The organism is Undibacterium sp. RTI2.2 (genome assembly GCF_035018705.1).
Lineage (GTDB): Bacteria > Pseudomonadota > Gammaproteobacteria > Burkholderiales > Burkholderiaceae_D > Undibacterium.
Genome location: NZ_JASJXN010000002.1, coordinates 214,324 through 235,701 on the forward strand (window position 1 = coordinate 214,324; position 21,378 = coordinate 235,701).

The following is a 21,378-nucleotide window of genomic DNA, read 5'->3' on the forward strand; positions in this document are numbered from 1 at the left end:
AGCCAATTCATCGTAAAAAAATAGAGCGTGTTTGCAGGACAAACAACCGCTCTATTAGATATCCAAATAATATACTCCCCATTATTTTTAAGAAATAGTGCCCATTGTCCAGGTAATACCTGGACAACCCATATTTACTCCTACCCAGTATATTAGTTATAGTCATCCAAGATGATGCGTACATTCAATACAATCTTGGATCGGCTCAACGCAAGATTATTTTAATTTTTAACAGCAGAAGTGACTGGACGAATCTTCACCAAAGTGACTGAAAACGCACCGCAAATCAACAAAGCACCTGCCAGTCGGACCACATTTTCCGGATTACCACCCAACCAGCTTTGGTAGTACAACGGTAAAGTAAAAATCTGAATGATCATCGGGATCACAATAAACATGTTAAAAATCCCCATGTAGACACCTGTACGCTCCGCCGGAATACAGCCAGCCAGCATGACGTAGGGATTCCCCATAATGCTTGCCCAGGCCATACCGACACCAATCATCGGAATAAATAATAACGACGGTGTGTGGATCATAGGAATACTCAACATGCCAAGTCCCGCCAGAGTCAGGCAGATTGCGTGCGTGATTTTTGGTCCATAGCGGCGGGTAAATGGCACCATCGCAAATGCAGCGACAAATGCGATAAAGTTATAAAAAGCGCCGATCTGCCCATTCAATAAACCCGCATCACGAAAGCCCTGCGAGGTCTGATCACTGGTTCCAAAAATAGTCCGGCCTATCGACAACATGATGTACTGCCAATAGCAAAACATGGCGTACCACTGAAATAATTTAACAAGCGCTAACTGCCGCATGGTTAGCGGCATCTCTTTGATCGCCAGACCAACTTCGCGCAGTGTCGCTAACCAGCCACTTGGTTTGCGTTTGATCGCCGCTAACTCGTCAGCGGTCAACGGGATTTCTGGCGTAGTTTTGAGCGTCCATATGATCGATACGATTGAAAATACAGCTCCGATCAAGAACGCAGCAATCACAATATGCGGGATGTGATTGGCATTAACGGCATCTTTATTCATGCCAATCAAGACTAAGATAGAGGGCATTAAATACGCCAGCGTCTGCCCAAGTCCGGTGAATGCGCTCTGGGTTAAAAACCCGATCGAATGTTGGCTCTGATCCAGCTTATCGCTGACAAATGCGCGGTAGGGTTCCATCGTTACATTATTGGCGGCATCCAATATCCATAGCAAACTAGCCGCCATCCACAGCGTTGCGCTAAACGGCATCACCAGCAATCCCAGGCTGCATAAAATCGCACCGAATAAAAAATAAGGTGTGCGCCGTCCCCAACGAGTCACCGTGCGATCGCTCATCGCACCAATCAAGGGTTGCACCAACAAGCCCGTAACAGGTCCTGCCAGCCAAAGATAAGGCAAGCTGGCCTCATCTGCACCGAGATATTTGTAAATCGGACTCATACTACTTTGCTGCAAACCAAAACTGAACTGAATACCAAAGAAGCCAAAGTTCATATTAATGATTTGCCAAAACGATAGTTTGGGCTTAGTCAAAATACCTCGAACTCTGCTGATCACACTGGTCACATTAGTCACATTAGTCACGCTGCTCATATGGGTGTTCCTTTATTGAGTTCGTCCTTCAAAGACTCTGCAGCCCATCGCTCTTGCCATTGCTGGTAAAAATCAAGGTCCGCCGCGACTGCACCACGCACACCACAAATTGCGGCAGCAAACTGATGTGCCCTCCGTAAGCTGACGTCCAACGGCCATCCCTGAACCAGGCCTAATAAATAAATCGAAGAGAACGCATCACCCCCACCAACAGTGTCCACCACTACGGTATTGAGCGTATTTTGATCGTGTTGACTGCTATCGAGATAACGGCCTTCGCGATCAAAATAAGCATAGCCACGTGCGCCTAAGGTCACGATAACCGCCTGCAAGCTAAACAGGCGCATTAAGATCTGTATCGCCTCTTGCCAGTCTGCTGGCTCACCATTGATATTGAGCTGCTGCGCAGAATCCGTTTGCAGGTAGATTTGGTACAAAGTCAGTAATTCATCCTCATTCAACTTAAGTACGTCGGCGCTATGCAAGGACGTATCAATCGTGGACATACTGAACTGCATACTGCGCAAATTTAAATCAAGATATTTCAGTGCCTTGGTTTGATTAAGCAAGGCATACAAAGCCCTGCGAGAGGTCTCGCTACGTTGTGCCAAGGTACCGAAATATATGATGCCTGCGTGATCGTTATTCATAGCTGAAAACGCAGACGACGCTAGCTCAGCGTCGATGTAGTCATACGCCTGATCTGGCAGAATCGTAAAGCGATGCTGTGCTTTATCGCCCCCCTCATCTTGCTCCACCTTAACCAGTCCGGTCGGATAATCTGCATCGATTTGCAAACCATCTTGGCGTAGACTAAACCGTTGCATTTCTAAACGGACTAAGTCGGCGGAAGCATCTTGCCCAACCCGCGAAATGAATAAGGGATCGCAAGCAAAATAAGCTAAAGTACGCGCCACATTGAAAGGTGCACCACCAATAATTTTTTGATGAGGAAATTGATCAATCAGTACTTCGCCAAAAATCGTGACTGGAATGCTAATTGGATTACTCACGATATGACTCCTGCATCAGTATTTGTTGTTGGAGTAAGCCAGACTTGTGACCACGGTTTTAGTGGAAGTTCTAAGCGATTATGGCTTTCGATAAGTACTGGAATCTCTTGTTGACCAGAGACGGCAAGAAGATTTTTCCAGCTAACGACATGCGCGATCGTCGCAGGTAAATTACTAAGTAGCGTTGACCAATCTAAGCTAATTTTTTTATCAGAAAAATTACCTATAAAAATGAATTGATCACTGTCAGTAGAAAAACTACCTCTTGAAAATGCCAGGACTTCTGGCTGACTGATAGGTAATAACTGGCGTGGCTGATTTGCTGCGAGTTGGTTTAACTGGCGACGCAATGTAAGCAAATGACAAAGCCCAGCAAACATCGCACCAGCATCGGTTTGATCATCGTGTCGTGCCGCAAATGCAGCAGCGTCCAATACTGGGCGATGCAGCCAGCGACTATCTTGCGCATTAGCCGGATTTTGGCGGTAATCATCGTCATTGGATTGGGCTAATTCATCCCCCATATAAATGACAGGCATACCACCAAAGCTCAGCGCCAGCCCATGCATTAACAACAGGCGACGCAAGGCAGTTTGGGATTGTTCCGGCGTAGTAGCCGCGGCATATCCGGCTAATGCAGATGCCATACCGACACTGCCATGAACCGCGCTGGGATCGCTCGCCTGAAAGCTCGCTCCTCGGCCAAAACTATCTCCATCTCCGGCAAAAAATTGCGCTACTTTAGATAGCCGTTGTTGCACATCTAAGGCACATTGACTCGCCTCGGGGCGTAATACATTCCAGCCGATATCATCATGACAGCGCACATACGTCAGCCATGAGGTCTGATCCGGCAATACTGGCGTACCAAGTATCACCTGCTGAATCAACTCGGTATTTTGCTCGGCCAACGCCACCCAACTGGCCGCCATTAAACTACTGTGATAAGCAATATGGCACTCTTTCACGACACCGTCAGCACTGCCCAGATACGCTGGCAACTCTGCTGTCGGGACGATCGCCTCGGCTTTTAACAATACGCCAGGCGCGGCAATATCAACAATACTTCGCAATGCTTGTAGTATCCAATGCGCCTCTGGCTGATTCATGCAATTGGTTTGCTCGCGCTTCCATAAAAAAGCGGTGGAATCTAATCGGAATACTTCTATCCCACGGTTAGCAAGACGCAATAAGGCAGCAGCCATATCAGAAAATACAGAGGGATTGCTGTAATTTAGATCCCATTGATAAGGATAAAAAGTGGTCCAGACCCAAGACTGCATTTCCTCGATAAAACTAAAATTACCTGGTGCCACTTGAGGAAAAACTTGTCCTAAAGTCGTTTCAAATTCATCCGGTTTTTGTCGATCCGCATAGTGATAAAAATAATTCTGATAATGCGGATCGCCCTGCTTCGCATCCATCGCCCATGGATGGTCATCTGCAATATGATTCAAAATAAAATCAGAACACAAACTGATATTGGCATCACGCAATCGGGTGGTCAGCGCTTGCAAATCCTGCATACTGCCCAGACGCGGTTCTATCGCATCAAAATCAGCTACTGCAAAGCCTCCATCGTTTTCACCTTGGCGGGCTTTTAAAAATGGCAGCAAATGTAAGTAGCGCACACCCATTTCTGTCAGATGGGGAATCTTGTCGGCGACGCCTGCCAAGTCTCCGGCAAACCGGTCAACATAAGTGCAATAGCCCAGCATATCTTGACTGGCAAACCATCCAGGCGTTGCGCTGCGACTTTGGTCTAATTGGCATAGCGCGGACGAGCGCTGGGCAGCCAATTGACCGACGCTATTCATCAACTGAATAAGCCATGTAGAAAACTGATCTGCACTCCCAAGACGATCTGCATATAAGCTTTGCAATGTATCGATTAGAGCTGGCGCTCGCTTCTCAAAACGTACACGTATTAAGGCATGCTGCGATGATGGCAACTCAGAGAGCAAAGACGCAAGACTGCGATGTAACAAACTAGAAGGCATTATTTAGCAAGACAAAAAGAAGAAAAAAACTCCCGCAGAAGGAGAACACACAACGGGAGTTAAAGTACTGCTGGGCTGAATAAAACACCGTGGAAATCTCCACGGTATTATTTGGACTAATTTGAGACGATCAATTATTTAAAACGAGTATTTCAAAGTAGCGCGGATCGTACGTCCGTTGATTGAGCGAGCAGCATGACCGTCGCCTTCCACTTCGGTATAGCCGATTGAATTAAACAAATTATTCGCGCTTAAGGAGACTTGTGTACGCTCATTAATTTGGTAATTAACGAAGGCATTGACCACTCTAAATCCTGGCAAATTTAAAGTATTGGCATCATCACCAAATGACTTGGTTGTACCGATCACGCTAGCACCAAATACCGTATCACCTATGGTATAAGTTGGCGCAATCTGATAGATCAAATCAGCCTGACGGCGCGGTGTCTTACCGATGATCGTTGGGTCATTTGCACCAACTATTTTTGCATTGGTATAAGTCAAGCCGCCCGTCAAACGAAATTCATTTATGCGATAACTGGCTTCAACTTCGATACCTTTAGCATCGTAATTATTAGAGGTAAATTTTTGCGTCGTTGCTTCGTAATTAGACTCAGCCGTTTTAGCCTGGAAGAAAGTAACAAAACTGCTAAAGTCACCCGTCTTCCACTTCACACCAGCCTCGTTTTGCTTGACGATATTAGTGCTGATCGGTGTCGATCCATCCAGTGGATTGCCGAACATAATGCGATCCGCATTGAAGGCAATACCGTCGCTGGTTCGTGCAAATAAAGCGAGGTCTTTTGTCAGACGATAATTGGCACCTAATGAATACGAAGTGTGATTAACGCTGTAATCGATAAACTTAGTGTTGGCCGCGCTATACAGTTGATTGACTGCCTGATTATAAGTACCGGAGGCATTCTGTTTATCGTAGCGCAGACCACCATCAATATTCCAATTACCCGATTCCCAACCGAGGTTGAGATACGTCGCATTGGTCTTGTATTGCGCATCGATATAACGGTTACAGCAACCTCCAAAGACATCGGTTCCTGCTGCTAATAGACCGGGCGAACCTGCAATCGTTGCGCTGGAATTCAGCAGCGCTGGCTTGTCGCCGCTGGACTGCATCAGATATTGATTGAAGTTCCAGGTCACGCCCAGATTTTGGATAGAGGAATACAAACCAGCTGTTGCGGCCAATTTACCGCTACCCAGTTCGAATACTTTGGATACTTTCAGATCATTGACCGTACTACCGACATCATCCAGGGAAGTATTGAATACCGTTGCAGTGAACGCAGTACCGTTATACGCCTTACCCGCATTAGGGCCGGTGGCATAAGTCATACCGGTTTGTACATTACTGTTGTCGCTTGGGAAAATCGAAATGAAGCGACCAGAATTATTCGACTTCCGAAACTTATCGTCGAGAGTCCAACCCTCGCCAAGCTTGAACGAAGCTTCTGCGCCGAACGCATTATTGACGACATGCAAACCATCGTTCACATTGGTAGAGGTTTTGCTGTTATTACCGTTCAGTACGATATCGCGGGTCCAGTACGGTGAATAGAAGCTCGCTGTGCGTGGGTCAATTCCCGGCAATTCTGAGATGGTTCCATTGACTGTTTTCACAGGCACAGGCATATTCATCGGTGTCTTGTCGTCCAGATGCTTAAAGCTCAAGCGGATGTAACCATTATCCAGTTCATGCGTAATATTCGCCCTGATCTGGCCGCCATCTTCTGCAGTAACACCAGCAGGGCGTGCGCCATCACCGCTGCGATAAAAGCCCGCTACAAACATCCGTGTCTTGTCGGAAATCGGTGTACCAAAATCAAAATCGTAACGAGTCTGATCAAAATCCAGACCTTTAGTAATTCCGATACTGCCACCTTTTTCACGCCCATTTTTAGTAATGAAATTGATGATACCGCCCGGAGAATTAGTCGCCATCGTTGAGGCAGTGCCGCCACGTACGACTTCCAAATGACTGAGTCCACCATCAGCACGTAAGAACATATCTGGCGTCACAAAAGCGATATCACCAAACTGCAAAATGGGTAATCCATCTTCCTGGAACTGAACATAACGCGCACCACCAGCAGAGATCGGTACACCACGCACGGTCAAGTTAGCATTGCCTTCACCACCAGAGGATTCGGCACGCACACCCGGAATCGCACGCAAAATTTCTGCTGCATTGGTAGGCGCTGATTGGGCGATCTGGTCTGCATCCAGCGTACTGATAGAAACACTGGCCTTCATCTTAGAGGTACGTAGCGGTGTACCCGTTACGACTACGCTATTCAGATTGAGAGAATTTTTTTCATTGTCGGCACTTGGCGTTGCCTCTTGCGCCCAGGCAGAGTTCATTCGCAAAACAGCCAGTGATACCAAGCCGGCCATGCGCGTCATTTTGATGCGTGATGATGTCATTTCTGTCTCCGTTTTTTTCGGTTTCGCCAAATTTCTTCAAACACTATGCATGCTTGATTCGGCTCTTTATTTTTGCTTCTCTTTATTTTTACTGCTCTTAACAATCTTACTTTGCGTCGTTTTACGTATTTATTTTATGCATTCACTTTACGTATTTACTTTACTTCAGCGCACTGTTCTCTTACTAAACCGCTGTGTTTCAACGGACTAAAGAAAATAACAAAAGACCTCCAGCAATCCTCGTTAGATTTTTGAAATTCTCCAAAAACACTCGTCAAACATATTCTACAAACATTGCTGAAGATCTTTTGAACCATGGGCGGCCAGTAAGTGAATCGATTATCGGTCAAATAAATAATAATTGCAATCGATTGCAATAACGCAGTGCAGCAAAGCACTTATTTAGTGCAATCAAGAAATAGAAATTTGATATTGTTCGCTGTAAATATCTTAAATATTCCCAATTATCATGAAGCAAAAAACTATCGCCCTTACTATGATCAAATCTGGAGTTTTCAAAATTAATTTGGAAATTTATAAGAGAAAATGGATAAGCACCTTGACCACAATCGCTTGTCACAATTGTGCAACATACATAAAAAATGTAAATCGTTTGCTTATGCGGCGCAGCATGAATTTCGATAGAAATTCTACATCTGGATTATTTAAAAACACAAAAAATCCAAAACTTGCAACCGTTTGCAAATATTTATAATCAAAGCAGAAAACTGATTGTCATAGAATTTAAGCTGAAAGCCTTAGTCGACCAAATCACAAACTGCTGGTACGAGAAATCAACTGCGTAGGCAACAGTCGCGGGCTAACTGCATCGTGTTCGACAATCGACAATAAGGCTTGCACCAGCGCCTGCCCTGCTGCTGCCATTGGTTGTCGCACTGTGGTGAGTGGGGGGTGAAAATAACGGGCAAGTTCGATATCGTCATAACCGACTACGGCGACATCTTCTGATACGCGGTATTTTTTATCCCTGAGTGCATTGATTGCCTTCATCGCTAACAAATCACTGCAGGCAAACAAGGCATCAAAGGGGATTTTACGGGAGCACAACTCTTCTACTGCGAGTCGGCCGCCGTCTTCTACAAATGAGGCTTGTACGACCAGATTGGGATCTAAGGGGAGCTGAAAACGGCTCAGCGCGTTGCAATAGCCTTCATAACGCTGCGCCATTTCTGGCAGTTGGGTATCGCCAAAAAATGCGATGTGTTTTCTACCAGACTGAATTAAATGTTCGGTCGCTAAAAAACCGCCACTAACGTTATCACTACCAACGGTCACATACAATTGTTGTGGCAATTGTGCGCCCCAGACCACAATCGGAACCCGGCGCGCTGCCAGTTGATTAAGCTGATCGTGATGACGCCATTGCCCGATCAAAATTACGCCAAGCACTCTGCCGGTATCATAAATTTGTGCAGCCGAGTCCAGTTGCTCAGCATCCACCCGCGACAGCAACATATCGAAGCCGCGATCGGTCAATGCATCGGCCAGACTACCTAACATACTTAAGAAAAAAGGGTCCGATAAATGTTGCCGTGTTGTCGCATCGTAAGGCACCACGACTGCTACCGTTTTATTTTGTTTAAGGCGTAAATTTTGTGCGCCGATATTGATGGAATAATTTAAAGAGCGTGCTAACTCTTCTATCCTTTTCTTGGTCTCGTCATTGACTAAGGAGCTGCCACTAAGAGCACGTGACACGGTAGAAGTAGAGACGCCTGCCAAGCGGGCGATATCGGCCATTTGCAGTCTTCGCTGCTCTGCGCTGGCAGAGTCTGGTTTGCGGACGGTAGTCATCTGGCTCGGCGTTTTTGTCATGTCATTTCTTTGCTTTACATCGGTAAAAACTATTATAAAACTCAATCGCCGTTCTGCGTAGCAAAATGCAAACAAAATCAGTTTCAAGGCTACATACAAGGCACTGTGTGCTGCCGCACTGACTGAATTATCGCCGAGCTTTACGATGCGCTCATCCTGAGCATTCGCTTTATCACCACTATTGCTTGACCTAGATCAAAGCGTAATCGACAGATTTTGTCTACCTTTAGCTCTACGGTCAGGTAAGACATCTTGACCTAGATGAAAAGTAACGCGTGCCATATCAGCATGAAAGCTGCACGAAAGCAGCGCAAATCATCAACACATCAACTAACTAGGAAAATAATGAACAGTACGCATAAAGCCTATCTCATTGGAGGTGGCATTGGCTCTTTATCAGCCGCTGCCTTTATGATCCGCGACGGCGGTGTGAGCGGCAAGCAAATTACGATTTTTGAAGCGATGCCACTCCTTGGCGGCAGTCTCGATGGTGCGGGCAATCCAGAGCATGGCTACACCTTGCGTGGTGGACGTATGCTGACTACTGATAATTATGAATGTACCTGGGATTTGTTCAATAGCATTCCTTCATTGAGCAATCTGGCGCAAAGTGTATTCGATGAAACCGTTGCGTTTAATCTCAAGAACATGCCGCATTCTATGGCGCGTCTGGTGGATAAAAATCGCTTCAAAGTAGATGTCACATCCATGGGTTTTAGTATGCAAGACCGGATGGAGCTGCTAAAACTAAGCGAGGCTGATGAAGCCAGCTTGGGGAATAGCGCCATCACTGATTGGTTATCGCCAACATTTTTTGAAACCAAATTCTGGTTTATGTGGGCGACTACGTTTGCCTTCCAACCCTGGCATAGCGCGGTGGAATTTAAGCGTTATCTGCACCGCTTTATGATGGAGTTTTCTCGCATCGAAACCTTAGCTGGTGTAAAGCGCACTGTGTATAACCAGTTTGATTCACTGGTACGTCCGTTGTTAAGCTGGTTGCAAACTCAGGGCGTGAACTTTGTGACGAACTGCACTGTAACGGATATGGATCTCGTCACGCAAAATGACAAAATCGTCGTCACGGCCTTGCATTGCCATCGCGATGGTAAAGATGAAGTGGTTCCCGTTGTTGATGGCGATATTGTGTTTTTCCAAAATGCGTCCATGACCGATGCCTCTACTTATGGCTCCATGAGCGCCGCCCCGGTAAAGCTGACCAAACACGATAGTAAAGGCTGGCGCTTATGGGAAAAGATCGCCGTAAATCGTCCTGAATTTGGTAATCCTGCCGCCTTCAATTCCAGCATCCCGGAATCGTATTGGGCATCGTTTACGGTCACACTCAAAGACAGTATTTTCTTCGATAAGATGGAACAATTTACTGGTAACCGGGCAGGTACTGGCGGCTTGGTGACGTTTAAAGATTCCAATTGGTTTATGTCGGTAGTGCTTGCACATCAACCGCATTTTGCGGATCAGCCAGAAGGCGTGCAGGTATTTTGGGGTTATGCGCTACACCCAGATCGCGTCGGAAATTTTGTGGCAAAGCCTATGGCAGAATGCAGCGGGGCAGAAATTTTGCAAGAGTTGTGCGGTCATCTCAATTTTGATCAGGCCAGTTTTGCCAATGCCAATTGCATCCCTTGCCGCATGCCGTATATCACCAGCATGTTTATGCCAAGGACAAAAATTGACCGTCCGTTGCCAGTACCAGCGAATTCTAAAAATCTCGCCTTCGTCAGCCAGTTTGTAGAGATCGCTGACGATGTTGTCTTCACCGTGGAATATTCGGTACGGGCGGCACAAATGGCTGTGTATGAACTACTTAAAATCGATAGGGAAGTCCCGTCAATTCATCATCATGACGAGTCCATCAAGGTGAAGTTTGATGCGCTGATTAAGGCATTTAAGTAGGCACTAAGTAGCAGACAATTGGTGATATATCGTAGCAGGTGATAGTATTTTTTATGATCAGACAAGAGGATGAATGATAAATACTATCACCTAGTATATTTTAAGTGTCCATATAATCATTGGACACTACGACATTTTTAATAAAAATAATAGGGAGTATATTCAATTCAGGTAGAAATATTGTCCTGAAAGCTTGGAACTGCCGCCGTAAAAATCAGCTGTGCTTCAAAACGGTTCCGTACTAGCGTACGGTCAGCGCAAGAAATCGGCTCTTATGCCTAAGGCGGTTCGCCAGACAATCTTCTGCAAACATATTCGTTTCAGCGATACACTAATCGTCGCTATGGCATCTTGATCAAACTCAACGCATCCTATTTATTTTGTGAAAGTCGCTTATGACCCGCCTCATCGTACTCGGCGCCAGTGGTTTGGTAGGGCAACAAATTTTGGTGCAAGCGCTGGCTAATGACAGCATCAGTCATATCATCGCGCCCACCCGACGCCCGCTAGCAGATGTCCAACGTCGCCACGCTAAGCTAGAAAATCCGATTATCGATTTTGATCAGCTACCAGCTGATGCCCTATGGTGGAAAGCAGATGCCGTTCTCTGCGCGCTTGGCACCACCATGCGCCAGGCTGGGTCACAAGCTGCGTTTTATCGGGTAGATCATGATTATGTGGTGGATGCAGCGAAATATGCATTTGCTGCCAGTACCACCTGCTTTGTACTCAACTCATCCATGGGCGCCAAACTCAATGCCAGTTCATTTTATCTATGCGTCAAAGCAGAAACCGAACGTGATCTGGCGGGATTGGGATTTATATCTCTGACGCTAGTCCGTCCCTCGCTATTGGACGGTGGCGAACGCCCAGAAAAACGATGGGGGGAATCGTTTGCAATCAGTTTCAGTAAATTATTAGGACCACTCGTCCCAAAACGTCTACGCCCGGTCACCACGAGCAAAGTAGCAGCAACCATGATTAGTGCGGCCTTAAAAGCCACGCCCGGCGTAATAGTGATTGAATCAGAACAGTGTCATTTGCTGTAACTAATCCAGTCCGTCGCAAATACCACCGGGTAAACGCGTTGCCAACTGCGTTAACAAACACTATCGATATCGTGAGCTGCAAGAAATGCCGCCACTCTCAAAATACGTCAGTTTGACTTCATTCAAAATAGTCACATCAATTGCGCATCACTCTACAGCAATGCGAAATGTTGAAATTAAATCAAGTTTATGTTTCAATGGAAGGGCTACGTTTGCCGTATGCACGGCGACTGCCCCCCCTAATTTCCTTTTGACGGAGCACACATGAAGCAAGCTGTATCAACCCTCGTATCAATACTGGCACTCGCGGCACCGCTGGCAGCCCATGCGGGTACAACGATTGATCTAAAGAAGATCATCACAGACAACATCTCAACCCAGAATCAAGCCCCCGCTACCGTATCCGCGAGCGGCAACAGGGCGGGCTCTGGAAAGTCGGCCACATCCGGCAACGCAGCGGGCAGGAGTAACAGTCCGTCGCGTAATAGCTCGGAAGGACCCGATTCAGCCGAGGTCAGCGCAGTGCTAGCAAAACTTAATTTGCCAGATATTGCTGGCATCAAGATTGGTATGAATATCGATGAAGCGCGCCGTCTTGCACTCAAGGCCAATCCGAATTTCAAGTTCAAAAAGACCGATTTTACCTGGATGAGTTCTAGTTTCAACGGTGTTGAGGCCGATGTGCGAACCACCTCGCCTGGCGACTCTTACGGCAGCGGTGAGAAGTTCGTCCTGTTGTACAACGAGGCTGGAGCCGTATTCATGGTGTTGCGGGCCTTCACAAACCTGCCGTCAGACAAAGCGATCCCAGTGGCCGTACTGCAGCGCTCTGTCGCAGCGAAATTCGATGCACAAGGAATCGACAACGCAACGCGTCCGGATTTTCTCGGGATAGCGAAGTGGCGCTACGACATGAACGGCAAACTCAGCATGAACGACAGAGGGCCCAATTCCGACAGTCCATGCCAGGGGGATTTGATACCCGGCGCCCCCGAAGTGAATGCGATGTTGCTCCATCCTTCTCCCAACTGTGCGCTAAATATTATGGTTACGTCGCACTTGGCTCCTAGGTCGGGCTTGGTCGATAGCTACTCCGTATCCATGGCCGCCCCGTGGCTGGTGCATGATATTGGCGTCGTCAATGCCAAGGCTGCGGGCGCCGAGATGAAGCGCCGCGACGAGCAAGATAAAGCCAAGGGCAATGTGCCGCAGTTGTAGGTGGGAACAGTAGGCCACAAAAGATGAGCCAGCGAAGTACTGCAGAGAAATCGGACATCAGCGCGATTGTTATAGTCGCATTGCGCCATGGCAGGTTGAAAAAAATTTAAGCACTGAGATTAGTTTATGCTCAAAACCGATGTCTTTGCTAAGCTTTTTCGATCCACTTTGTGTAACTTCGTTGACTCAGGCATCGCTACCAAATGATCAATGCGGCTCCATTCAATTGCCCGCTTACGACATGGCGTGTGATGACCTGAGCAAAGTTGAGCCAGACCTGATTGGCTCGCGCTTCGCACTCCTCGGCCAGTTCGCGGCGAATCACTGCTTCTTCCACAGCGCCATGGCGGTACTGGCTGTATTTTGTTGCGACAAGCTGGCGCCAGGCGGGTACCACAGTCATGCTATGCAATTTGATAAGTTGAAAGGATATTAGCGTTGGCTAAACCGATGTTAGGAAATACGTAATAAACAACGCAATAGAATTTGAAAGTTTGAATGCAACATACGTTAGAGATTAAATCAGAACAGTGCCAGTCACCATAACTAGTCCACGGGGAAATATACTATCTTCCTCTATGCGCGAAGAAAAGTCCGTTGCAGACACTACCGGGCAAACGTGTTTCGAACTGCGTTGACAAATACCCGCGATGACCTTGGCTAAATTTCTACCGCCATATTGCGTATCCTTTTGCACCTCTCTTGATATCTTGGCTCAAAGCTACATCTAGCGAATCAACGCGCACGCATTTACGTAATTCCCATTTACATTCTGCTACACACTTCGCTAGCTAAGGGCTGTATGTCCACATCATCACTGCAATTTTCCTGGAAAAATTTTATCCGCTGGATTCGTTTTTTAGTTTTACCCGAGCCAGACTCACTTGATCATTCATTTTCTGTAAAGCAGATCGGGCAATTACATAGCGTCACACTAAATCCCGACGCACATACGATTGATGAGCAAACTTGGAAAGATTTATTGGTACAGCAATACGCAACACTATTATCAAAAGAAGTCAGTATTTTTGGACAACAGATACTGTATCAACGCTTGCGTACTGGGCTCGGCGATAAGCAATGTGCAAAGCTGACTGAGCGACTGCAAACACTGATGCAAGACCCGGTTGTGCTGGACGAGCTACATCATGTTTTCCAAAACCTGCGCAAAGCCGACGCTGAAATTGCGAGCTTATTATTTAGCGATTCAAATCAGATCAGCTTACCTGTCTGGCATCGCTATATATGGACGGTGGCTGCGACATTTTTTGTATCGCTCGGTGCAACATTGCTGCATCCATTCGCCTGGATAACTGCGTCACTCTCGCTGCTAGGACTGTTTGCCATACAGATTCATTATCATTCGGCGATGCATCTTTGGAATCACTCCATGCGCTCACTCAATCAGTTATTGGGCGTATGCAGTGTGCTTGGGAAACGTACAGAAATAGATCTGAAAGAGTTTGCAGACAATAGTGTCCGTGCCGGAAGAATCAACCGGAAATTAACACGACTGCCCAGTATTGATGCCATCATCCCCGGCACCAGAGCGTATATCGACTGGTTAATGATAGCGAATGTCAGGCATTATTTTAAGAGTGTATTGCACGTCTATGCCAACATCGATTTTCTACGCGACTGTTATTTACGTGTATCGAATTTAGAAGCGGATATCGCTTTAGCACGTCATCTGCTAGATCAAAAAATTACTTGCTGGGCAGAGCGCCATCAATATAAGCAGCTTGCATTTACGGAGGCAGTACATCCACTGCTACATCAGGCGCGACCGCTATCAATTGGGCTGGAGTCTAAGGGTGCATTTATTTCCGGCGAAAATGGCATTGGTAAAAGTACCCTGCTACGCACCATAGGACTAAATCTGATCGTCGCCCGTGCATTTGGATTTTGTTATGCCAAGACCGCCAGCGTATCAACACGTCCAGTCTATGCAAGTATGCAAAATGAAGATTCTTTAATGGGTGGCGAGAGTCTGTACATCGCAGAACTGCGACGTGCCAAAGAATTACTTACCGCAGCCAATGGGATGCATCAGGGTATTTACATCATCGATGAAATTTTCCGCGGGACCAACCATAGCGAATCAGTTTCTGCCGCAGCAGCGGTATTAAAAACACTAGCACAAAAAGGTCTGGTGATCGTCTCATCACATAATCTGGTACTCGCGCCACTGCTAGAAAAATGGCTCAATTCGCTTTACGTAACAGCAACCGATGACAACGCACAGAACTTAATATTACGCCCTGGCATACTGGCACATACCAACGGTATCGCCTTACTGTCATCGCACGGTTTTGGCGAGCAAATTGAAGATAACGCAGGCAAAGTATTTAACTGGTTAAACAGCTATCTTGCGCGACCAACCGATGACTGCAGCCATGTGCTTGAAATGTAATTACATGAAATCACAGAGTCGGCATTTAAAACTGCACATGATTGACTGAACCTCCATCAACATACCAATTTGCACCTGCGACAAAACTTGCTGCGGGACTGGAAATAAAAGCGACAACTCGCGCAATCTCTTCTGCTGTAGCTAGGCGCCGCATGGGGTTGCGTTTAACAACTTTTTCGAAAGCCTCAGGTTCTTCTCGACTTACGCGATCCCATAATCCACCGTCAAATAAGGTGTCCCCGGGAGAGACTGTATTCACCCGAATTGTCGGCAGCAAACGCGTGGCTAGGGATTTCATGTAATGCACCATTGCCGCTTTTGCTGCTCCATAAGGTGCAGAGGTCGGTGCCTCCAGCGAGCCTGCTTTAGAGCCAATGTATGTGATTGCAGCATGAGAAGATTTTTGCAGATATGGAATGACTGCCTCTGTTGTGTTGACCGTCGCCTGAATATCTGTTTTGATACTAGCGGCCCAATCCATACTGATCGCGCTCACGTTCGGAATGAAAATATCAACATTACCGATCTCAGCCATCCACGTTTTAAAATCGTCGATCTTAGTCACATCAACAACGTAGCCACGAACAGTTCCGGGAAGTTGCTCAACTAAACGAAGTGATCTGTCAATCTGCGCCTGACCTCTGGCGCAAAAAGAAACCGTGCAACCTTCACTCGCCAGAGCATGGACAATCGCCGCGCCTATTCCGGCAGATCCACCGGTTACAATGGCATGAAGACCTGATAGCTGAAGATCCAAAAGAACCACCTTTCATTGCAGAGTCTATTTTTCAAACAAGGAAATCTAGTGCATTTGATAAAAAATCGGAATGAAAATTGCGGCCAATATACCAGTCACGACAACCAACAGATAGCTGATCAATGACAATATGACGCCACCTTTAAATAGAATAAGAGCGTTATCTGTGTTGGTGGCTTTTGGTCCCAGATACCATCCACCCAGCAATAACTGTAAGGCTAAGCCAATAATAAAAGCGAAGTAAACCGGTAAGACTCTGCCAGTGAGATTATTTAATATCGTTGCAATCGTACTCAATACAGAGACAATGACGCCGTATATCAATGCATGAGTCCAGCGTAACTGTGTACGTTTATACAAAAAAGCTGCCAGTTTGATGAGCAATGCGAAGATGCATGGCATCAGTAACAATGGCAAAAAAGAGAGGGCGAGTAACATTGTTATCCTGATCAATCTATATGGTAATGGTATTCAATTTAATCCAACGGTGCTGTCCGGTAACGATTAACTTCTGAAGCACTGACAACGCCCGCCTGATTGCCCCATGCGTTGCGTATGTAGGACAACACCAACGCGACCTCGCCATCGGTCAAGGTCGGCGCAAATGGAGGCATGCCGTACGGCCTTGGATTGCCTGCAGTTGTTGCAGGGAAGCCGCCTGACAAGATGATACGGATAGGATTACCAGCGTTCGACATTAAAACTGCTGGATTAGCTTTTAGTGCAGGATAAACCGAACCTGCCCCTTTGCCTTCCGCACCATGACAATCGATACAGTGATTTTTATAAATGCTGCCGCCTTCGAGCATGATGCGCGCCATCTCTTCTTTGCTTTCGCCTCGGGTAGCAATAGCGCGATCCAAAACATCTGCGTTGGGCGCAGCCTTGCCAGGCAATGATCGTAAATAGCTGGTCATCGCATGAATATCGCCGTCGCTAAGATATTGCAAACTATTCGAAACGACTTCCGCCATTGGCCCTGATGCATGGGCTTTTTCTGATACACCAGTGCGTAACAAGGTGCTGATGTCGTTACTCGACCAAGTGCTTAACGCAGCTTCATCCTGCGCAACTAACGAGGGTGCATACCAGCGACTGATTGGCATTATTGCCCCACCTAATTCATTTGCACCATCGCTAGCACCAAGTGCATTGCGACTGGTATGGCATGCGCCACAATGCGCGAGGCCTTTTACCAGATAAGCGCCGCGATTCCAGTCGACACTTTGTTTGCTATCGCTCTGATATTCGCCAGGGCGAAAATACAATGCACGCCAGAACGCCAGCAACGGCCGTTGATCGTACGGAAAACGCAAAGTATGTGCCTGATTCTCGCGCTTAATCGCTGGAATTGATTTGAAGTAAGCAAACATTGCATCAGCATCTTCACGCGTCATCTGGGTGTAACTGGTGAAAGGAAACGCTGGATAAAGCAGGCGATCATCTTTGGATCTGCCGTTATGCAATGCATTCCAAAACTGATCGGCATTCCAGCTACCGATACCGGTAGCAACGTCTGGGGTTAAGTTAGGCGACACAAAATCACCAAACTCAGAAGAAATCACTCGACCGCCAGCGTAGGCAAATCCGCCTCGCGTGGTGTGGCAGCCCATGCAATTGGCCGCGCGCGCGAGATATTCACCTTTAGTAATCTGTGATGCGACATAGACAGTCGTTGTTGATGCAGATGACGCAGGCTGTTCCGAACGTATAACAACGGTATCGCCTAAAAAATAACCATACGCAAATAAAGCAGAAGTACCCGCCGCCAATACCACTAAGATAGCCAAGAAAATACGCTTCATTTACTTAGCTCCCATTGATGGCACGCTGCCGCAACGCATAGGCAAAGATGCGGTCATATCTCTGGTTGCAATCGGTAGCGGATCGGCGGGCAATGCCTGGGATGCGAGCCATGCGGATACTGCACTCACATCCTGAGGACTTAATTTTTTTGCGATCTGTTCCATGCAATCGGGCGCATGCGCGTGCCTACTGCCTGTTTGCCAAGCACCAAGTTGTCCATTAATGTAATCACGCGGCAACCCAAGCAAGCCGGGAATAAACGGGGCGACACCTGTCATTTTGTCGCCATGACACGCAACACAGGCTGGGATTTTTTTTTGCTTATCACCTTGCTGCACTAATTGCCGTCCACGCTCAATCGAGGCCGCTGGAATATCCAATTGCTGCGGGGATGGATAAGGCGGATGCTGCTCAGAGAAAAACGCGGCGATCTCTTGCAGATAAGCATCTGACATATTACCCACCATATAGGTCATCACAGGATAAACGCGCTTACCATCTCTGAAATTTTTTAGCTGATTTAGTAGATATCCCTCTGGTTTTCCTGCGATACGCGGATAGTAACCATCATTGGTCGCCCTTCCTTGTTTGCCGTGACAGGAAGTGCATGCCATGAGTCGCTGACTTAAGGTATCTGGTACCGATTGCGCAATCGCTGATTTGCTGAGCAACAAACTGGCGAGTGATAGCATGATCAGGATCGGTGGCAATATGCTCGCCATCAATCGCTTTATTACTAAATCAGATGTCAACAGTGGGAGTCTCATAGGAAAGGTCAATTTGATGGCGCTTGCAGATATCCATGCAATTGCAATGGGTGGGGCGATCAGTAGTACAAGCATTATGACCGCTTCAATCCCATTCTGGGTTGATTTGACCAATAACCGATGAAAATTTTAAATAAAAAAAACCAGACAAAATTGCCTGGTTTCTTGTTGCCAATGATTTTATTTAATCAAGGCAAATTATTTTTGATGCGATGGATACTTGATCGTCATTTCTTGCAAAAGATTGTCTGCATGATCAATCTCTTTCATCACCCACAGCATGTAACGAATATCCACATGGATAGCACGCGTGATTGCGCTATCGAAGTACCAGTCTTTGGTGATAGATTCGTAAGTCGAATCAAAATTTAATCCGATCAAATCACCATGTTTGTTCATCACAGCGGAGCCAGAATTGCCGCCGGTGGTATCTGCACTGGACAGGAAGTTAACCGGCACAGTACCTAAAACTGGATCGCGGAAGACGCCATAACGCTTTGCCTTGATCGCCTCCTGCTCAGCAGGTGGCACATTAAATGGCTCTTTGCCTGTGTTCTTTTCTACGATACCTTCCACGGTGGTAAACGGACCTTTGCTGATGCCATCCCTTGGAGAGTAAGGTGCAACAGTACCAAAAGTCACGCGTAAGGTGGAGTTGGCATCTGGATACACCGGTTTACCTTGTGACTTTTTCCAATTGATAAACGCCTGCATATAACGCGGGATGATGCGCTCTAAATTGCCGTCGATTTCTTTACGACGGTTTTCCATCGTCTGGCCAAGCTGATAGACCTTGCTGGCTAAGCGTAAAAAAGCATCATCCGACTGTGTCATGCTGTCGACATCTTTATCTAACCACGCCAAACGCTGTGCAGTCGTCGTCAGTTTAGTCTGAGCGTATAACGGTGCAATGGCGTCAACCGCTGGTAGCAGCGCGTCTAAACCTTGCGGATGGGTATCTGCCGGCATTTGCGCATAACGCTGCAATGCGGCTTGCCAACGAGCCTGATCGACGCTGCTGACAAAGGACCGTTCCAAACCGGAGAGGCGCCCTTTGAGGAATGGAATATCACGTTCCTGGAAACCCGGCTCGCGCTCGGCATCTGACTTTTTGCGCTCCTGTGCCAAACGATACAAGCTGCGTGCACTGCGGAACATATCGCTGTGCAACGCAACAGACATCGCAAACTCTTGCTCACCTAAAGTGATGTCATCAGCAATCACTTTATCCAACTCCGCCAGCAAATTTTTATCATTCGTATCGCCGTGAGTGGCAAACCATTGCCGGAATTCCGACTCCTGCACATCTTTGATTGCGGCAATATCTTTACGCGCAAAACCGTCGATCAGTCCTTCGGTTTTTTTCATACCATTGTTGATGCTCTTGACCACACTGGCATAGCGTACTGTTGACTCTGGATCGTCTTTCGTCGCTAGCGCGATTGTCGCCAGGTCAGCCTGGTTTTCAGCGACACGACGGGGATAACTAGTGTCGCGCGCTGAACGGATTTCTGTCGGTAATTTGTAGCGACTAGTGCGACCAGGATATCCCGCCAACAGAATCGGATCACCGTTTTTTAATCCCTCTGCAGAGACTTTTAAGAAGTCTTTGGAATGGTAAGGAATATTGTCTGGGGAAGGGTCTGCGGGACGACCATCCTTACCGACGTAGGCACGCATAAACGAGAAATCGCCCGTGTGACGTGGCCATTCAAAATTATCGACGTCGCCACCAAAATTGCCGATTTTATCGGAGGGTGCATACACTAGACGGACATCACGTATCATCAATTGGCGTATCCGGTAATACTCCAGACCACGATGAAAACTAGGCACCGAGCAACGGTAGGCTTTGTCTTGCTCACATTCGGCAATTAATCCTTTGATTCGATTTTGGATTTGTTTATTGCGTTCCAGACCTGATAAATTTGGACTTAAATTACCTGTTACTTTATCGGTGACGGTCTCGACTTTGTCGGTGACGTAGATACGCTCGCTAGGACCCGCGGGCAATTCTTCAGCACGGGTTTTCGCTAAAAAACCATCGGCGATCAAATTGCGTGTCGCACTTGAATTACGCTGTACGGCACCGTAAGCACAGTGATGATTGGTCACGATCAAACCTGCATCAGACACAAACGAGGCAGAGCAACCAGGCAGCGCCACCATGGCACTCATCGGCAACTTACTTAAGTTTGCCAACTGCTCGGCAGGGATGGCGATACCGATGCGCTTTAGCTCTGCTTTTAATTGCGGTAACTGATAGGGTTGCCATTGTCCTTCGTCAGCGCGGGCAGTTTGAATCGTTAGACTGACTATGCTGAAGCTAGTGAATGCGATCAGAATACATACCTTGACCGATAAAAGATTTTTATTTAACAAGATGGGTCTCTGCAAATAAGAGTTTGGGGACGAATGATGCCAGCGAGAAAGATCAGAAGTGTAGCAAACTCAAACTGCTGTTTGATGAATTTTTTTTACATGAGAGCTTCTTGCAAAATACCCAAACCAGTAAAGTCGAGCATGGGTGTGGCCACTGTTGCGATTGGTTTTCTTGTTTGA

15 protein-coding genes are annotated in these 21,378 nt (G+C 46.9%); 4 read left to right on the top strand and 11 right to left on the bottom strand.

What is annotated here, in order from left to right:
- Positions 1–221: 221 nt before the first annotated feature.
- The 5 genes from QN395_RS02000 to QN395_RS02020 form a co-directional block, all read right to left on the bottom strand.
- The gene (locus QN395_RS02000) at positions 222–1,598 is read right to left on the bottom strand and encodes an MFS transporter (RefSeq protein ID WP_322118104.1); all 1,377 of its coding nucleotides are present in this window, start codon (positions 1,596–1,598) and stop codon (positions 222–224) included.
- Positions 1,595–2,611, bottom strand: coding sequence for a PfkB family carbohydrate kinase (locus QN395_RS02005; protein WP_323491959.1), 1,017 nt, complete (start codon positions 2,609–2,611; stop codon positions 1,595–1,597). The genes QN395_RS02000 and QN395_RS02005 overlap by 4 nt, the downstream gene beginning before the upstream one ends.
- Positions 2,608–4,611, bottom strand: coding sequence for an alpha-amylase family glycosyl hydrolase (locus tag QN395_RS02010; protein ID WP_322118102.1), 2,004 nt, complete (start codon positions 4,609–4,611; stop codon positions 2,608–2,610). Before QN395_RS02010 ends, QN395_RS02005 begins: the two co-directional genes overlap by 4 nt.
- Before the next feature lie 138 nt (positions 4,612–4,749).
- The gene (locus tag QN395_RS02015; protein ID WP_322118101.1) at positions 4,750–7,053 is read right to left on the bottom strand and encodes a TonB-dependent receptor; all 2,304 of its coding nucleotides are present in this window, start codon (positions 7,051–7,053) and stop codon (positions 4,750–4,752) included.
- A 771-nt stretch (positions 7,054–7,824) separates the two neighbouring features.
- A complete protein-coding gene (locus QN395_RS02020) occupies positions 7,825–8,889 on the bottom strand; it encodes a LacI family DNA-binding transcriptional regulator (RefSeq protein WP_322118100.1) in 1,065 nt (354 codons plus the stop codon).
- Between the two features lie 288 nt (positions 8,890–9,177).
- Between QN395_RS02020 and QN395_RS02025 the strand changes: the two genes are divergently transcribed.
- From QN395_RS02025 to QN395_RS02035, 3 genes are all read left to right on the top strand, one after another.
- On the top strand, positions 9,178–10,806 hold the full coding sequence (locus QN395_RS02025; RefSeq protein ID WP_323491960.1) for an oleate hydratase: 1,629 nt from the start codon (positions 9,178–9,180) through the stop codon (positions 10,804–10,806).
- 395 nt (positions 10,807–11,201) lie between these two features.
- Positions 11,202–11,855, top strand: coding sequence for an NAD-dependent dehydratase (locus tag QN395_RS02030; RefSeq protein ID WP_322118098.1), 654 nt, complete (start codon positions 11,202–11,204; stop codon positions 11,853–11,855).
- Positions 11,856–12,119: 264 nt separating this feature from the next.
- Positions 12,120–13,073 carry a hypothetical protein gene (locus QN395_RS02035; RefSeq protein ID WP_322118097.1) on the top strand — a complete coding sequence of 318 codons (954 nt, stop codon included), beginning with the start codon at positions 12,120–12,122 and terminating at the stop codon, positions 13,071–13,073.
- A 196-nt stretch (positions 13,074–13,269) separates the two neighbouring features.
- Here the strand turns inward: QN395_RS02035 and QN395_RS02040 are convergent, their stop codons facing one another.
- Positions 13,270–13,476: a hypothetical protein gene (locus QN395_RS02040; RefSeq protein ID WP_322118096.1), complete on the bottom strand. Its 207-nt coding sequence runs from the start codon at positions 13,474–13,476 to the stop codon at positions 13,270–13,272.
- 399 nt (positions 13,477–13,875) lie between these two features.
- On the opposite strand from QN395_RS02040, the gene QN395_RS02045 reads away from it, so the two are divergent.
- On the top strand, positions 13,876–15,486 hold the full coding sequence (locus QN395_RS02045) for a MutS-related protein (protein ID WP_322118095.1): 1,611 nt from the start codon (positions 13,876–13,878) through the stop codon (positions 15,484–15,486).
- 25 nt (positions 15,487–15,511) lie between these two features.
- Here QN395_RS02045 and QN395_RS02050 read toward each other — a convergent pair whose 3' ends face one another.
- From QN395_RS02050 to QN395_RS02070, 5 genes are all read right to left on the bottom strand, one after another.
- The gene (locus QN395_RS02050; RefSeq protein WP_322118094.1) at positions 15,512–16,243 is read right to left on the bottom strand and encodes an SDR family oxidoreductase; all 732 of its coding nucleotides are present in this window, start codon (positions 16,241–16,243) and stop codon (positions 15,512–15,514) included.
- Between the two features lie 45 nt (positions 16,244–16,288).
- The gene (locus QN395_RS02055) at positions 16,289–16,681 is read right to left on the bottom strand and encodes a hypothetical protein (protein ID WP_322118093.1); all 393 of its coding nucleotides are present in this window, start codon (positions 16,679–16,681) and stop codon (positions 16,289–16,291) included.
- Positions 16,682–16,719: 38 nt separating this feature from the next.
- Positions 16,720–18,048 (bottom strand): cytochrome c, encoded by a 1,329-nt coding sequence (locus QN395_RS02060; RefSeq protein WP_322118092.1) that lies wholly within the window; start codon positions 18,046–18,048, stop codon positions 16,720–16,722.
- A complete protein-coding gene (locus tag QN395_RS02065; protein ID WP_323491961.1) occupies positions 18,049–18,771 on the bottom strand; it encodes a c-type cytochrome in 723 nt (240 codons plus the stop codon).
- 243 nt (positions 18,772–19,014) lie between these two features.
- Positions 19,015–21,135, bottom strand: coding sequence for a S46 family peptidase (locus QN395_RS02070; protein ID WP_322121532.1), 2,121 nt, complete (start codon positions 21,133–21,135; stop codon positions 19,015–19,017).
- Positions 21,136–21,378: the final 243 nt, after the last annotated feature.